Raw genomic sequence first — 14,135 nt, 5'->3', positions numbered from 1 at the left:
CATCCGTGCTTGCGTGGAACCCCCGGCGCCGATCCGGCGTTCAATGGAAGACAACGGACGCGGCATCCGCCGCGGAAAGGTCGTGAAGGATGTCCACTCGTGCGAAGGTCGCCGTCGGTGGTGTGGCGGCAGGCGTGATCCTGCTGTGGCTGCTGCCGTTCTGGGCGGCGTTGCTGGTCATGATCGGGGTGCCGGCGATCGCCTATCTGACGCTGGATCCCTCGCAGCGGCGGCGGCTGCGCCGCGTCACCCGCAAGGAGCTGGGCCGCTGAACGCCGCGGGCGCCGTGGTGGCAGGCCGGGCGCCCGGGTGCCGAGCTCGGGCGGCCTGACCGTCCGTGGCCCGGTGCCCGGCGATGACAGGCGCCATCGCCGGCCGGCCACGGCAGCGCGTGCGGACCGCGAGGCCGGGGCGCGGCCCGTGGCCCGTCGAAGGATGAGCCGATGCAGTGCGCAGAGCCGCGCTCAAGCCGGCCGCGCCGCCATCGCCTCCAGCGACTGCAGCAGCGTCGGGAGCTCCGGCCCGCGGCCCACCGGCAGGACCTCGCCCGGTTCGTCGTCCAGCAGCACGAAGGCGATGTCGTCGGTTCGCGCGACCATGCTCCAGCCCGGCCCGTCCACCCGCAGCGTGCGGGCCTCACCGGCGGCGAACGACGAGCGCACCCGCCCCGGCGGCGGAGGCTGCTCCACGTACGCCCGTGCCTCGTCCAGCACCCGGCGCACTCCCGGGTGCGGCTTCATACCGGGCGCGACGAAGGTGACCTCGCCGTCGACCTGCTCGCGCCACGCCGCCCACTGCAGGGCGATCTCGTCCGCGCCGAGGCGTCGTTGGGCCGGCCCCCACTCCAGCGCGTCCGGCGGCGTCAGGGGCTCCGGATCGCCCTCCTCCGGCGCCGGGTCGTGCGGCGCCGGCACCCCGGGCGCCGCCACCGCCAGCGCGAGCGGCCAGCCCGGCAGGGCGGCGACGATGCTGTTCTCGTCGGGGGAGAGGTCGTACTCCATACCGCAGTCCCAGGCGGCTATCGCGCAGGCGACCAGGGTGACGTCCTCCGTCGCGACGGTCCAGCGTGCACCTCGGCCGTCCTGCCCGAGCACCAGCCCGTAGCCCTCCTGGTACGGCTCCAGGCGCAGCTTGGCGCACACCTCGGGGTAGTCGTCGCCGAGCACACTCGGGAACTGCCCGGGCGTCAGCAGCACAGCCGTCAGTACGAACAACTGGTCGTCATCGGCCTCGCCGGCGTCGCTTCCGTCGCCGACGGCGCCCTCCGTCGCGGACACTCGGGCCTCCCACTCGCTCGCGGCCGGAAAAGCTGCCGACCACACAGATCACGTTGTCGGCGCACCTTAATTGGCCGGGCAGTCGGTTGTCACGGTCCCGGTGCCCGCTACCGGTGGGAGCCGGTGCGGCTCAGGCGGCCGGCAGGCTGAGCAGGTCCCTGGCCACTTCGTGCGGTGACTGGCGGCGCTCCCGTGCGAGTGCGATCAATGCACGGCAGGCCAGCTCGTTGATCCCGAAGGCGAGCGCTTCGGGTGACACCCAGTCCGCGGCCTCTGCGCCGCGGTCCTCGTCACCTTCGGCGCACGCCGCCACGTGCGTGGCCGCCGCCTCGAAGAGGTTGTGCGGGCCCTTCCTGCCCGGTTCCCGCCCCGGACGCGGCTCTCTGGGCCCGGACGCGTTCCCGGTGAGACGGGACCGGAGTCTGCGCAGGAGGTCGGTCATCGTTCCCCCATCCGGTGGAGAGCATGAGATGCCTTTCAAGTCTCCCCTGTCGTCGTACTGTTGGACCTTCCTCGATGAAAGGGACGGTACTCCCGTGGGGCGTTACGACCTGCTCAAGGAGATTCAGCGGCTGGACCCCGAGAAGGACTACCTGCGGATCTTCCGCACCACTGTGACGCGCGAGTTCCCATGGGACGTCACCAGAGCGCTTGAACTCGCCCTCTACCGTACGTACGCCGTGCCCAGCATCGGCCGTCTGCTCGACGAGACCGCCGAGCTGACCGAGCGTACGCAGAAACGCTACGACGACACCGCGCTTCTACTGGACTCCGTGCTCGAGTACGGCTTCGAGAGCGAGGACGGCCGCACGGCCATCCGGCGCATCAATCAGATGCATCGCAGCTACGACATCAGCAATGACGACATGCGATATGTGTTGTGCACGTTCGTGGTCGTACCGAAGCGCTGGATCGACCAGTACGGCTGGCGGCGGCTGTGCGAGCACGAGAAGCGCGCGATGGCGGCGTACTACCGGAGGTTCGGCGAGCACATGGGGATCCGCGAGCTGCCCCGCACCTTCCAGGAGTTCGAGCGCTGTCTGGACGACTACGAACACGAGCACTTCGGGTGGGACGAGGGCGGCAGGCGTGTCTCGGACGCCTCGCTCGACCTGATGGCGGGCTGGTACGGCCCACTCGCCCCCGTGGTGCGCGCCGCCAGCACGGCACTGTTGGACGACGCCCTGCTGGAGGCCTTCCGTTACGAGCGGCCGCACCCCGTGGTCCGGGGAGCCGTACGGGGCGCGCTGCGGCTGCGGGCCAAAGCAGTCCGACTCATGCCGCCGCGCCGCGCACCGCATTACGCCCGGCAGAACCCGGAGATCAAGGGGTACCCGAACGGCTACCGCATCGCTGAGCTCGGCACCTTCCCCAAGGGGCGGCGCACCGGCGGAGAATGCCCGGTACCGCACACCGGCGGCGCGGCGACGCCCTGACCGAAGTGCACCATGGGGCGGACCGGCGCACGCTCAGCCCTGCCGTACGGCCAGCGCCAGGTAGCGCGCGTCCTCGTCCACGTACCGGATGAGGTCCCAGCCGCTGCCTGCCAGCAACGGCCGCAGATTGGGTTCCGCACGCAGGTCGTCCGGGGTGAGCGGGCGTCCCTTACGGGCGGCGAGGGCGGCCCGGCCGACCGGGTGGAAGAGCGCCAGCCGTCCTCCCGGCCGGACCACCCTGGCCAGTTCGGCGAGGTCGCGTTCCGGGTCCGCCAGGTGCGAGATCAACCCGGCCGCGAAGATGGCATCCAGCGCGGCGTCGCGGAACGGCAGCGCCGAGACGTCCGCGTGCAGCAGGGCCGCCGCGGCGTCCCGTCCGGCCCGTACAGCCGCTTCCAGCATCTCCGGCGTGAGATCCGCCCCGAACACCACGCCGGACGCTCCTACGGCCGTACGCAGCGCGGGAAGCGCCCGCCCCGTACCGCAGCCGGCGTCCAACACGCGGTCGCCCGCCCGAAGGCCCAGCTCCGCGACGCCTGCGGCGTACGCCGGCCCGTCGTCGGGGAAGCGGTCGTCCCAGCACCGCGCCCGCTGCCCGAAGAACTCCCGCACATCGTGTGACCCGTGGCCGGAGCGGGCAGGGGCACCGCCGCTCTCGGCCCGGGCACTGTCACTGAATTCGCTCATGGTGACGACATGATCCCCCATCGACCGGGCCGCATGGCGTTCCGGAGCCGTGACCGGAGCATCCGTGCGGTGCGCACGACCGAGCAAGGGGCGATCGGGGGCTGCCACGGCCCCACCAAATGGCGGCACTTCCGGACTGCGCGCCCGGTGTGTCGCCCCGACGGGTCTAGCGTCCCGGAGCCATGGGACACCTGGACGACGCCGCCCTCGGCCGGCTCCCGCACGGGCGCGGCGCACTTGCGGAACGGGGCGGCCGCGCCCTCCGCCCCCGTACGGTCCACGCCCGCCTCGTCTGCCTGCTCATGGTCCCGCTCGTGGCCCTCGTCGCCTCCCTGGGCGCCGTGACGGCCGGCGCCCTACGGAACGCGTCAGCCGCACAGCAGGCGCAGCACATCGATGACGAGATCCGCACACCTCTGCACCACGTGGTGCGCGCCCTCCAGGAGGAACGCCGGGCCGCCGTCGCCTACCTGGCAGCCCCCACTCGGGCCCGTGAGGACGTCTTCGCGAGGCGCGCCGGAGAGACGGCGCGGGCCGCCGCATGGCTGCGAGGCGACGATCGACACAGGGCCGCGGAGAGCGCCGAACTTCCGGGCCGCGCGGCGGACCGTCTGACGGCCCTCGCCACCGAGCTGAACGCGCTGTCTCAGGATCGCAGGCAGACCACGGAACGCTCCCTCACCTGGCAGCAGGTCCACAGGCGATACACCTCGGCAGTCGCGTCGGCTCTCACCCTCGACGCAACGCTGAGCGGCGCCTCGGGCACGCTTCCGCCGTCGCCACTGGACCGGGCCCGCGAACTGCTCGCCCAGGAAGACGCCGTCCTGACCGCCGCCGACCTCACGGGAACGCTCGGCAGAGAAGAGCAACGGTCGTTCACGGGCACGGTGGCGGCACGGCGCCTCATGGCGCGCCTCGCCACGGAGGGCCTGTCCCACGACGCGGCCGCGGCCTGGCGCACGATCGCCAGGGGGAGGGCGTACACCGATGTGGGCGCCATGGAGAACGCGGTGAGTGCCGCCACCTCGGGCCGCGACGCGGCACGTGCCGCCCCGAATGGCCGCTGGCGGCCCTCTTACGAGGCTCTACGGCGCGGCCTGAGCGACTTCGAGCGTGACGTGGCCCCGGGAGCCGCACGTCACCACGGCCCCTACGTGTACGGAGTGCCGGCCTTCACGGGAGCGGCCCTCGGGCTCGGCTTCGTGGCGCTGGTGCTCTCCTCGATCGTCTTCGTACGGATTGCCCGCGGCCTGACCGGGGAGCTCACCACGCTGCGCGACGAGGCACTCGACATGGCCCGGCGTGAACTTCCCGAGACGCTGAGAGAACCCCACCCGGGACGGCAGGACGACGCTCCCGAAGAGGCCGACGACGACTCCCGGGAGGCGCCCGCCGCCGACGAGATCACCCAGGTCCGGGCGGCGCTGGAGAGCGTGCGCCGGGCAGTGCGGGACGCAGCCGTGGAGCGCGCCGGACTGGCCGACGGCGTCAACGGCGTCTTCGTGAACCTCGCCCGCCGCAACCAGGTACTCCTCCACCGCCAGCTCGCCCTTCTGGACAGCATGGAGCGCCGTTCGCAGGAGCCGGCCGAACTCGGCGACCTCTTCCGGCTCGACCATCTCACCACCCGTATGCGACGACACGCGGAGAGCCTGATCATCCTGTCCGGTGCCGCCCCGGGACGGGCTTGGCGGTCGCCGGTACCGCTCACTGATGTCGTGCGGGCCGCGGTGTCGGAGATCGAGGACTACGCGCGCATCGAAGTGCGGCGCCTCCCCACCGGAGCGGTACCGGGCAACGTGGTCGCCGATCTCACCCACTTACTGGCCGAGCTCATCGAGAACGCCGCGCAGTTCTCACCCCCGCACACCAAGGTGCGGGTGCACGGCGAACAGGTCGGCACCGGCCACGTACTGGAGATCGAGGACCGCGGACTCGGCATGGCCGAAGAAGAGCTGGCCGAGGCCAATCAGCGTATTGCGCAGACCGAAGCGACCGCCCCTCCCGACGGCGAACGGCTGGGGCTCTTCGTGGTGAGCCGGCTGGCCTCCCGGTACGACGTACGCGTCGTGCTGCGCCCTTCGGTGTACGGCGGCACTACGGCGGTGGTTCTGCTGCCGGACGCCCTCGTGCGCGAGGCCCGGCCCCCGGCACGCACCACCTTCGACCCCGGGCCGGCCCTCGACGTGCCACTGGAGCGCGTACGGGCGCATGTCGGACGCCGGGCCGACCGCGCACTGGAGCCACCGCCGAACGAGGCTGCTGCCTCCCCGCCCGCCGGTCCGGACGGCCTTCCGCGCCGCATACGACAGCACAGCCTGGCCGCGCGACTGCGTGAGCCGCCTCCTGCGGAGCGCGACACGCTGCCCGAGGAGAGCCCAGCCGTCTCCCCGGAGCAGGCGCGTAGCCGGATGACCGCCTATCGCGAGGGCTGGGCACGCGGCTCCAGGAAGGGAGAACCCTGATGGACGAGGAACGAACGAGTCGCAGGCCAACGACCCCGAGGGGCTGTCTCGGCCGGTTGCTGGACGACCTGACGGCCCGGGCGCCGGAGATCCGGCACGCCGTGGTGCTCAACGATGACGGCCTGGTCGCCGGGGCCTCCAGCTCGCTGCTACGCGAGGACGCCGACCACCTGGCGGCCGTGGCCTCCGGGTTCCACAGCCTCGCCAGGGGTACGGGTCGGCACTTCTCCTCCGGAGAGCTGCGCCAGACGATGGTGGAGATGGAAGGCGGCTTCCTGTTCGTCGCCGCGGTCGGGGACGGCGCATGCCTGGCGGTGCTCAGTTCACCGGCCGCCGACATCGGGCTGGTCGCCTACGAGACGGCGTCCCTTGTCCGCTGCGTGGCGGAACACCTGTACACCGCGTCGCACATCACCACATGAGACGAGCGACAGCCGCCACGGGTGCGGCGACTGTGATCCATTTCACCGAATCACGCCGCACCGTGACACGAGAGGGGTTACGGTCCTGCCGTGACTCCGGGGGACGTTGCGACGGCCCACCGGCCGCTCCACCGCAGCCGGCCGGTCCCGGCGCACGCCGAACCCCGGCACCCCTGAACGCGTCCACCCTCACCTGCGCGCTCTCCTGACGCGCATCGCTTCCTGGAGGACAGTACCGATGAGTTCCGTGGGCTCCGCGCACTCCGAAACGGTGCGGGACGAGGCCGACATGGCCTTGAAGATCCTGATAGCGGGCGGCTTCGGAGTCGGGAAGACGACCCTGGTCGGATCGGTCAGCGAAATCCGTCCCCTGCGGACGGAGGAGTACCTCAGCGAAGTGGGGGAGGCGGTCGACGACACCCGTGGTGTCGATTGCAAGGCCACCACCACGGTGGCGATGGACTTCGGCCGGATCACCATCAGACAGGGCCTGTCGCTGTACCTCTTCGGGACACCGGGACAGGACCGCTTCTGGTTCCTGTGGGACGACCTCTCCTCAGGCGCGCTGGGCGCCGTCGTCCTCGCCGACACCCGAAGACTGGCGGACTGCTTCCCGGCCGTGGACTATTTCGAGAACCGCCGAGTGCCGTTCCTCGTGGCCGTCAACTGCTTCCCCGGCGCCCGCGATTACGGCGCGGAGGACGTGTCACGAGCGCTGGACCTGGACAGCGGCACGCCCGTGGTGCTCTGCGACGCCCGGGACCGCGACTCCGGCAAGGAAGTCCTCATCCGGCTGGTCGAGCATGCGGGCCGGATGCACACGGCCCGCATGCTCGACACGGTGAGTCGACCCTAGACCTCGTGCCCTCTCGGGTTCAGTCTGCGATCTCCGCCAGCGCCACCGCCTTGTCGACATGGACCCGCACCAGCAGTTCCCCGGGCACGCCGTTGCGTGCCCCGTACTGCTCGGCGCGGTCCTCGCCCATGTAACGCGCGGCGATTCGTGTCGCCCAGGCGCGCACGTCCGGCAGCTCCTCGCTCACCTGCGCCCGCCCCTCGATCACGACGAAGTCGAACGGCGGCCGGTCGTCGTCCACGCACAGCGCCACGCGGCCGTCCCGCATCAGATTCCTCCCCTTCACCGTCTCTGCTCCGGTGTTGAACACCACGTCGTCGCCGTCCAGCAGGAACCACACAGGAGCGAGGTGCGGCCTGCCGTCAGCCCGTACGGTCGCCAGCTTGCCCGTGCGGGTGCCGGCGGAGACGAACGCCTGCCACTCGTCCTTGGTCATCTTTCGCGCCATGGGGCCATCCTGCGATATCCGGCCGCCGAGCGGCAGGAGGACACGGGCCGACCTGTGTGGGCCGCTTGCCGAGACGGCAGAGGTGAGCGAGGCTGGCACAGCGGTACGCGACAGATGATGCCGCATGCCAGTGGATGGCACGGTGTTACGGGGAGGAAGCGGGCATGGCACTGAGCAGCGGACTGGACTGGCTGTTGGACGACCTGACACGACGCGTCGAACAGGTACGGCACGCTCTCGTGCTCTCCAACGACGGCTTGGTCACGGGGGCGAGCGAGGGGCTGGTGCGGGAGGACGCCGAGCATCTGGCCGCGGTCGCCTCCGGGTTGCACAGCCTGGCCAAGGGTTCCGGGCAGCAGTTCCGGGCGGGCCGGGTGCGGCAGACCATGGTCGAATTCGACGACGGTGTGCTGTTCGTGACGGCGGCGGGCGACGGCAGTTGCCTGTGCGTGCTGGCCGAAGCCGATTCCGACCTGGGACAGATCGCGTACGAAATGACGCTGTTGGTCAACCGGGTCGGTGAGCACCTCGCCGTGGCGGCGCGGCAGCCGGAAAGTTATCCACAGGTCTGAGGCGGGGGTTGACCCGCTGTCGCACTCCGCGGCTACAGTCGTGACTGTCAGTAATTGGACTGTAGCGGGGGAGAAAAGACATGACCGCGAGGTATGAGTGCTCGGAAACGCTCGCGATGGGGCGGGCGGCCCGGGAGTTGGAGCTGAAAACAGGCGAGTTCGAGCTCGCCGTGCAGCTCGACGAGGTGAGTACGGTGCCGCCCGGGCCGGGCGCCGCGCCCGGCCGGCGGCGGGTGCCGGCGTCTGAGGTCGCGCGGCTGCAGGGAGAGAGGGGATACCCGGATGCGCTGCGTGAGCGGATCCGGGTCGTCGGCGCGACGGAGGGCGCCGAGCTGATGGGCATCGCGCCCGGTCGGTTCCTGCGGCTTGCCCGGGCAGGTTGCTTCGGCCCTGTCCGCTTTTATGTGAATCGCTACGGCGCGATCGTCTGGCAGTACCTGGCGGCCGAGCTGTCGGCGTTCGCCGGCAAGGAGTGCGGCCTCATCCACGGCCCCACGCCGCCGCCCATGCGGGCGATGCTCTCGTCCGGCCAGGACTGGCGGGGCAGGCTGTGGCGGAGCCGGCGAGTGGCGCAACTCGTCACGGACGCGGACGGCGCCTGGGCGGTGTCGGCTGCGATCGCCGCCGTGCTTCCGCCGGAGGAGCTGGCCTCGCTGGTGCGCGACCCGGCCGAGCGGGTCTGGCTGCGCAAGCTCAGGCCCTGCCTCTCCTCGGCCGGAGCGAACACGACCCGCACCCGCGAGGCCGTGGAACGGGTCGAGACGGCGGAGGACTTCGACGAGGTGATGTGGTATCGCATCAGCCTCTCCCGGCAACTCGACGCCGCCCGCCTGGAACACCCGGCCCCGGCCATGCGCCTATCCGGCGCGAGGGCCGGAGCGGAGGGGACGGCGGCTCCCGCGGACGCCACCGACTCTGCGGACGGCTCGGGAGGCGTGGATTTCGGCGAGCTCGCGCAGACCGGAGCGAATTTCGCCGAAGGCAAAGAGTCCGCTGATACCGGAAGCCCCGTAAAGACGAAGGCCTTCGCAGCGGCCAAGGCTCCCGCCAACGCCAAGGCCCCCACCAAGGTCAAGGCTCCCGCCGGGACCGACGATTCCGCAGAGGCAGAGGCAGAGGCAGAGGCAGAGGCAGAGGCAGAGGCAGAGGCAGAGGCAGAGGCAGAGGCCAGGGCCCAGGCGCCCGCAGTCAGCGGCGATACCCGAGGCCTCCCGGCTCCCGCCGCCGTTCCTTCACCCCGGGCTCGTCTCATCCGGGCCCGCACGGGACCCGGCGCCGCCACCGCATCCCGCGCCCTTCCCAGGGCGACAGCCACCGGCGGCGGTACCGCGCGGCCCGGCGCGTTCCTGACCCGCCGGGCCCGAGCTTCCGCCGGTCGGGCCCGGCCTCAGTCGCCCAGCTTCCGGAAGAGCCCTTCCTGGACCACCGATACGAGCAGCTTGCCCTCACGGTCGTAGATCCGGCCGCGGGCCAGGCCCCGGGCGCCCGTCGCGATGGGGGACTCCTGGTCGTAGAGGAACCACTCATCGGCACGGAACGGCCGGTGGAACCACATCGCATGGTCGAGGGACGCCATGTCGAAGCCGCGCGGACCCCACAGCGGCTCGATGGGAATCCGCACCGCATCCAGCAGCGTCATGTCACTGGCGTAGGTCAGCGCGCAGGTGTGGACGAGCGGGTCGTCACCCAGCGGCCCGACCGCCCGCATCCACACGGCACTGCGCGGCTCTGCTCCCTCGATCTCCTCCGGCCGCCACCGCAGCCGGTCGACGTAGCGAATGTCGAAGGGCTGGCGACGGGCCATGCGTTCCAGCGCCTCGGGCAGCCCGCCCAGGTGCTCGCGGACCTCTTCGGAGACCGTCGGCAGTTCCTCGGGGGCCGGCACCGCCCGGCCGATCGGAAGCTGATGCTCGAACCCCGGTTCGGGCTTGTGAAAGGAGGCGGTCAGATTGAAGATCGTGCGCCCCTGCTGGACGGCCACGACCCGGCGCGTGGTGAAGGAACGCCCGTCCCGCACCCGCTCCACCTGGTACACGATGGGCACCCCCGGCCGGCCCGGCCGAAGGAAGTACGCGTGCAGCGAGTGCACCGGGCGGTCGCCCTCCGTGGTCCGCCCGGCGGCCACCAGCGCTTGCCCGGCGACCTGGCCGCCGAAGACACGCTGCAGGGATTCCTCGGGGCTGCGGCCGCGGAAGATGTTCACCTCGATCTGTTCCAGATCGAGCAGGTCCACCAGCTTTTCCGCCGGACTGGTCATCTACGGGTGCCCTTCGTCGGTGTCGGGGAGCGGTCGGAACGGAGGCCTTCGGTCGGGACCGTGCGGGCTCCGGCGGCCGGTCGTGAGCGAGCGCCCACGACCGGGGCCGGGCAGGTCGTCATGGTCAGAGTTGGCCCACGGAGGTGACTCGCACGACCGCGCGGCCCTCTTCGTCGGAGGCGGCGAGGTCCACCTCGGCGGAGATGCCCCAGTCGTGGTCGCTGTTCGGGTCGGCGAAGGTCTGGCGCACGCGCCACAGGCCGTGCTCCGCGTCCTCCTCGATCTGCAGGAGCTTGGGTCCGCGGGCGTCCGGGCCGGTGCCCAGGTCGTCGTACTCGTCCCAGTAGGCGTCCATCGCGTCCGCCCAGGCGTCCTCGTCCCACCCGGAGTCGGCGTCCATCTCGCCGAGCTCCTCCACCTTGTCCAGCGCTGCGAGCTCCACCCGCCGGAACATCGCGTTGCGGACGAGCACCCGGAAGGCCCGGACGTTCTTGGTGACCGGCTTGACCTCGTCCGCGTGCTCCATGGCCTCTTCGGCCGTCTCCTCCTCGGGGTTGGCGAGCTGTTCCCACTCGTCCAGGAGGCTGGAGTCGACCTGGCGGACCATCTCGCCGAGCCAGGCGATGATGTCCTCGAAGTCCTCGGACTTCAGGTCGTCGGGCACGGTGTGATCCAGGGCCTTGTACGCGCTCGCGAGGTAGCGCAGCACGATGCCCTCGGTGCGGGCGAGCTCGTAGAAGGAGACGAACTCCGTGAACGTCATGGCCCGCTCGTACATGTCGCGGATGACCGACTTGGGCGACAGCGGGTGGTCGCCGACCCAGGGGTGACTGTGGCGGTAGAGACCGTAGGCGTGGGAGAGCAGCTCCTCCAACGGCTTCGGGTACTCGACGTCCATGAGCCGCTCCATGCGGTCCTCGTACTCGACGCCGTCGGCCTTCATCTGGGCGACCGCTTCGCCCTTGGCCTTGTTCTGCTGGGCGGCCAGGATCTGCCGAGGGTCGTCCAGGGTGGACTCCACGACGGAGACCATGTCCAGCGCGTAGGAGGGCGACTCGGGGTCGAGCAGGTCGAAGGCGGCGAGCGCGAAGGTGGACAGCGGCTGGTTGAGCGCGAAGTCCTGCTGGAGGTCGACGGTGAGGCGGACGATCCGGCCCTCGGCGTCCGGCTCGTCCAGGCGCTCCACGATCCCGCCGTCCAGCAGGGAGCGGTAGATCGCGATGGCCCGCCGGATGTGCCGCAGCTGGTTCTTGCGCGACTCGTGGTTGTCCTCCAGCAGCCGGCGCATGGCCTCGAAGGCGTTGCCGGGCCGGGCGATCACGGAGAGCAGCATCGCGTGGGTGACGCGGAAGCGGGAGGTCAGCGGCTCCGGCTCGGAGGCGATGAGCTTCTCGAAGGTGTTCTGTCCCCAGTTGACGAAGCCCTCGGGCGCCTTCTTGCGGACGACCTTGCGGCGCTTCTTGGGGTCGTCGCCGGCCTTGGCGAGTGCCTTCTCGTTCTCGATGACGTGCTCGGGCGCCTGGGCGACGACGAAGCCGGCGGTGTCGAAGCCGGCCCGTCCGGCTCGGCCGGCGATCTGGTGGAACTCCCGGGCCCGCAGGGTGCGCACCCGGTTTCCGTCGTACTTCGTGAGCGCGGTGAACAGCACGGTACGAATCGGTACATTGACCCCCACGCCGAGGGTGTCCGTGCCGCAGATCACCTTGAGCAGGCCGGCCTGGGCCAGCTTCTCCACCAGCCGTCGGTACTTCGGCAGCATGCCAGCGTGGTGCACGCCGATTCCGTGGCGCACGTAGCGCGAGAGGTTCTGTCCGAACTTGGTGGTGAACCGGAAATTACCGATCAGCTTGGCGATCTCGTCCTTCTCGGCCCGCGTGCACATGTTGATGCTCATCAGGGCCTGCGCCCGTTCCACGGCCGCGGCCTGCGTGAAGTGCACGATGTAGACCGGCGCCTGATGTGTTTCGAGAAGCTCGGTCAGCGTCTCCGTCATCGGCGTCGTGCGGTACTCGTACGACAGCGGTACGGGCCGCGTCGCGGAGCGTACGACCGAGGTCGGCTTGCCGGTGCGCCGCGTCAGGTCCTTCTCGAACATCGCGACGTCTCCGAGCGTCGCCGACATCAGGATGAACTGCGCCTGCGGCAGTTCCAGCAGCGGAATCTGCCAGGCCCAGCCGCGGTCGGGCTCGGCGTAGAAGTGGAACTCGTCCATGACGACCTGGCCGATGTCGGCGTCCTTGCCGTCCCGCAGCGCGATCGAGGCGAGTACCTCGGCGGTGCAGCAGATGACGGGGGCATCGGCGTTCACGGAGGCGTCGCCGGTGAGCATGCCGACGTTCTCGGTGCCGAACAGCTTGCACAGGTCGAAGAACTTCTCCGAGACCAGTGCCTTGATGGGGGCGGTGTAGAAGGTGACCTGGTCGTTGGCCAGGGCGGTGAAGTGCGCGCCCGCCGCGACCAGGCTCTTGCCGGAGCCGGTGGGGGTGGACAGGATGACGTTCGCCCCCGAGACCACCTCGATCAGTGCCTCCTCCTGGGCAGGGTAGAGCGAGATGCCCTGCTCCTCGGCCCAGGTCGAAAAGGCTTCGAAGAGGGCATCGGGGTCGGCGTCGTTCGGGAGATGATCGATGAGGGTCACGCCCCCATACTGCCTTCCCCGACCCCGGAAGCGGGAACCGGCGGGTCCTACAGTGATCATCTGACGCTACGCTGTGTCGCCGACCACGCGTCAGCTCCGCGACGCCCGGTGCCGCGATGCCCAGTGCCGGCGGCACGAGGCCGGGGAGCATCGGCGCGAGAACAGAAACGACAAGGGGTGGGGAACAACCATGATGGGACCGGCGCACTCGCTGTCCGGGGCCGCGGCCTGGCTGGGGGTGGGCGCGGCGGCCGGTGCCCTGGGGCACCCGATGCCCTGGCCGGTGGTCGTCGTCGGCGCGCTGATCTGTGCCGGTGCGGCCCTCGCCCCCGATCTGGACCACAAGGCGGCCACGATCTCCCGTGCCTTCGGTCCGCTGTCGCGGGGGCTCTGCGAGGTCGTCGACAACATCTCGCACGCCGTCTACAAGGCCACTCGGATGAAGGGGGACGCACGCCGGTCCGGTGGTCACCGCACCTTGACCCACACCTGGCTGTGGGCGGTCCTCGTCGGGGCCGGCATGTCGGTGCTGGCGGTACAGGGCGGCCGCTGGGCGGTGCTCGGCATCCTCTTCGTGCACATGGTGCTCGCCATCGAGGGGCTGCTGTGGCGGGCGGCGCGAGTCTCCAGCGACGTGCTGGTGTGGCTGCTGGGCGCAGCCTCGGCATGGATCCTCGCCGGCGTCCTGGACCAGCCGGGGAACGGCTCGCACTGGCTGTTCACCGAGCCGGGCCAGGCGTACCTGTGGTTGGGCCTGCCGATCGTCCTGGGTGCGCTGGTGCACGACATCGGCGACGCGCTGACCGTCTCGGGCTGCCCGATCATGTGGCCCATCCCGATCGGCCGCAAGCGCTGGTACCCGGTCGGCCCGCCCAAGGGCATGCGCTTCCGTGCGGGCAGCTGGGTGGAGCTGAAGGTTCTGATGCCGATCTTCACCCTTCTCGGCGGCATAGGCGGCCTGACGGCCCTCGGGTTCCTCTAGGTCGTTTCTGATGGCTCTTGTCAGCAGGGTGGACCAGGCCGTGGTGAGGGCATGCGTCCGGCATGGTGCGACGACATGAACTGAGCGACGCGCAG

General features: G+C 70.7%; 14 protein-coding genes. 8 read left to right on the top strand and 6 right to left on the bottom strand.

The features are described from left to right. The first annotated feature begins 89 nt into the window (after window positions 1–89). A complete protein-coding gene (locus tag IF20_RS20290) occupies window positions 90–272 on the top strand; it encodes a hypothetical protein (RefSeq protein WP_030612121.1) in 183 nt (60 codons plus the stop codon). A 192-nt stretch (window positions 273–464) separates the two neighbouring features. On the opposite strand, the gene IF20_RS20285 is transcribed toward IF20_RS20290, so the two are convergent. Together IF20_RS20285 and IF20_RS20280 are read right to left on the bottom strand one after the other, a co-directional pair. Continuing rightward, window positions 465–1,277 carry a hypothetical protein gene (locus IF20_RS20285; RefSeq protein ID WP_052866679.1) on the bottom strand — a complete coding sequence of 271 codons (813 nt, stop codon included), beginning with the start codon at window positions 1,275–1,277 and terminating at the stop codon, window positions 465–467. Between the two features lie 130 nt (window positions 1,278–1,407). Further along, window positions 1,408–1,719 (bottom strand): hypothetical protein, encoded by a 312-nt coding sequence (locus IF20_RS20280; protein ID WP_052866678.1) that lies wholly within the window; start codon window positions 1,717–1,719, stop codon window positions 1,408–1,410. 94 nt (window positions 1,720–1,813) lie between these two features. Between IF20_RS20280 and IF20_RS20275 the strand changes: the two genes are divergently transcribed. Continuing rightward, entirely contained in the window at window positions 1,814–2,713 is a 900-nt protein-coding gene (locus IF20_RS20275) for an oxygenase MpaB family protein (protein ID WP_052866677.1), read from the top strand. A gap of 33 nt (window positions 2,714–2,746) precedes the next feature. Here the strand turns inward: IF20_RS20275 and IF20_RS20270 are convergent, their stop codons facing one another. Beyond that, a complete protein-coding gene (locus IF20_RS20270) occupies window positions 2,747–3,400 on the bottom strand; it encodes a class I SAM-dependent methyltransferase (protein WP_110944392.1) in 654 nt (217 codons plus the stop codon). 182 nt (window positions 3,401–3,582) lie between these two features. On the opposite strand from IF20_RS20270, the gene IF20_RS20265 reads away from it, so the two are divergent. The 3 genes from IF20_RS20265 to IF20_RS20255 all read left to right on the top strand — a co-directional run bounded on the left by IF20_RS20265 (window position 3,583) and on the right by IF20_RS20255 (window position 7,143). Further along, entirely contained in the window at window positions 3,583–5,865 is a 2,283-nt protein-coding gene (locus IF20_RS20265; RefSeq protein WP_052866675.1) for a sensor histidine kinase, read from the top strand. Continuing rightward, complete coding sequence (locus tag IF20_RS20260; protein ID WP_052866674.1) at window positions 5,865–6,287, top strand: roadblock/LC7 domain-containing protein; 423 nt, start codon at window positions 5,865–5,867, stop codon at window positions 6,285–6,287. Before IF20_RS20265 ends, IF20_RS20260 begins: the two co-directional genes overlap by 1 nt. A 247-nt stretch (window positions 6,288–6,534) precedes the next feature. Further along, complete coding sequence (locus tag IF20_RS20255; protein WP_052866808.1) at window positions 6,535–7,143, top strand: GTP-binding protein; 609 nt, start codon at window positions 6,535–6,537, stop codon at window positions 7,141–7,143. A gap of 19 nt (window positions 7,144–7,162) precedes the next feature. Here IF20_RS20255 and IF20_RS20250 read toward each other — a convergent pair whose 3' ends face one another. Next, window positions 7,163–7,591 carry a PPOX class F420-dependent oxidoreductase gene (locus tag IF20_RS20250; RefSeq protein ID WP_052866673.1) on the bottom strand — a complete coding sequence of 143 codons (429 nt, stop codon included), beginning with the start codon at window positions 7,589–7,591 and terminating at the stop codon, window positions 7,163–7,165. Between the two features lie 164 nt (window positions 7,592–7,755). Here IF20_RS20250 and IF20_RS20245 point away from each other — a divergent pair, with 164 nt between their 5' ends. Both IF20_RS20245 and IF20_RS20240 read left to right on the top strand, forming a co-directional pair. Continuing rightward, window positions 7,756–8,163 carry a roadblock/LC7 domain-containing protein gene (locus tag IF20_RS20245; RefSeq protein WP_052866672.1) on the top strand — a complete coding sequence of 136 codons (408 nt, stop codon included), beginning with the start codon at window positions 7,756–7,758 and terminating at the stop codon, window positions 8,161–8,163. Window positions 8,164–8,243: 80 nt separating this feature from the next. Then, window positions 8,244–9,620: a DUF6397 family protein gene (locus IF20_RS20240; protein WP_110944367.1), complete on the top strand. Its 1,377-nt coding sequence runs from the start codon at window positions 8,244–8,246 to the stop codon at window positions 9,618–9,620. On the opposite strand, the gene IF20_RS20235 is transcribed toward IF20_RS20240, so the two are convergent. Further along, on the bottom strand, window positions 9,551–10,420 hold the full coding sequence (locus IF20_RS20235) for an acyl-CoA thioesterase (protein ID WP_052866671.1): 870 nt from the start codon (window positions 10,418–10,420) through the stop codon (window positions 9,551–9,553). The genes IF20_RS20240 and IF20_RS20235 overlap by 70 nt on opposite strands. A 124-nt stretch (window positions 10,421–10,544) precedes the next feature. After that, window positions 10,545–13,058: a DEAD/DEAH box helicase gene (locus tag IF20_RS20230; RefSeq protein ID WP_052866670.1), complete on the bottom strand. Its 2,514-nt coding sequence runs from the start codon at window positions 13,056–13,058 to the stop codon at window positions 10,545–10,547. A 190-nt stretch (window positions 13,059–13,248) separates the two neighbouring features. Between IF20_RS20230 and IF20_RS20225 the strand changes: the two genes are divergently transcribed. Then, the gene (locus IF20_RS20225) at window positions 13,249–14,040 is read left to right on the top strand and encodes a metal-dependent hydrolase (protein ID WP_052866669.1); all 792 of its coding nucleotides are present in this window, start codon (window positions 13,249–13,251) and stop codon (window positions 14,038–14,040) included. Window positions 14,041–14,135: the final 95 nt, after the last annotated feature.

Source organism: Streptomyces niger, assembly GCF_000718305.1.
In the GTDB taxonomy this organism is placed as follows: domain Bacteria; phylum Actinomycetota; class Actinomycetes; order Streptomycetales; family Streptomycetaceae; genus Streptomyces; species Streptomyces niger.
This window is presented reverse-complemented; position numbering and strand designations above follow the sequence as displayed.

Excerpts from the sequence above, each read along its gene's own strand:
- IF20_RS20290 (WP_030612121.1), top strand. The coding sequence starts at position 90 with ATGTCCACTCGTGCGAAGGTCGCCGTCGGTGGTGTGGCGGCAGGCGTG.
- IF20_RS20280 (WP_052866678.1), bottom strand. The coding sequence starts at position 1,719 with ATGACCGACCTCCTGCGCAGACTCCGGTCCCGTCTCACCGGGAACGCG.
- IF20_RS20270 (WP_110944392.1), bottom strand. The coding sequence starts at position 3,400 with ATGAGCGAATTCAGTGACAGTGCCCGGGCCGAGAGCGGCGGTGCCCCT.
- IF20_RS20265 (WP_052866675.1), top strand. The coding sequence starts at position 3,583 with ATGGGACACCTGGACGACGCCGCCCTCGGCCGGCTCCCGCACGGGCGC.
- IF20_RS20260 (WP_052866674.1), top strand. The coding sequence starts at position 5,865 with ATGGACGAGGAACGAACGAGTCGCAGGCCAACGACCCCGAGGGGCTGT.
- IF20_RS20250 (WP_052866673.1), bottom strand. The coding sequence starts at position 7,591 with ATGGCGCGAAAGATGACCAAGGACGAGTGGCAGGCGTTCGTCTCCGCC.
- IF20_RS20245 (WP_052866672.1), top strand. The coding sequence starts at position 7,756 with ATGGCACTGAGCAGCGGACTGGACTGGCTGTTGGACGACCTGACACGA.
- IF20_RS20240 (WP_110944367.1), top strand. The coding sequence starts at position 8,244 with ATGACCGCGAGGTATGAGTGCTCGGAAACGCTCGCGATGGGGCGGGCG.
- IF20_RS20235 (WP_052866671.1), bottom strand. The coding sequence starts at position 10,420 with ATGACCAGTCCGGCGGAAAAGCTGGTGGACCTGCTCGATCTGGAACAG.
- IF20_RS20225 (WP_052866669.1), top strand. The coding sequence starts at position 13,249 with ATGATGGGACCGGCGCACTCGCTGTCCGGGGCCGCGGCCTGGCTGGGG.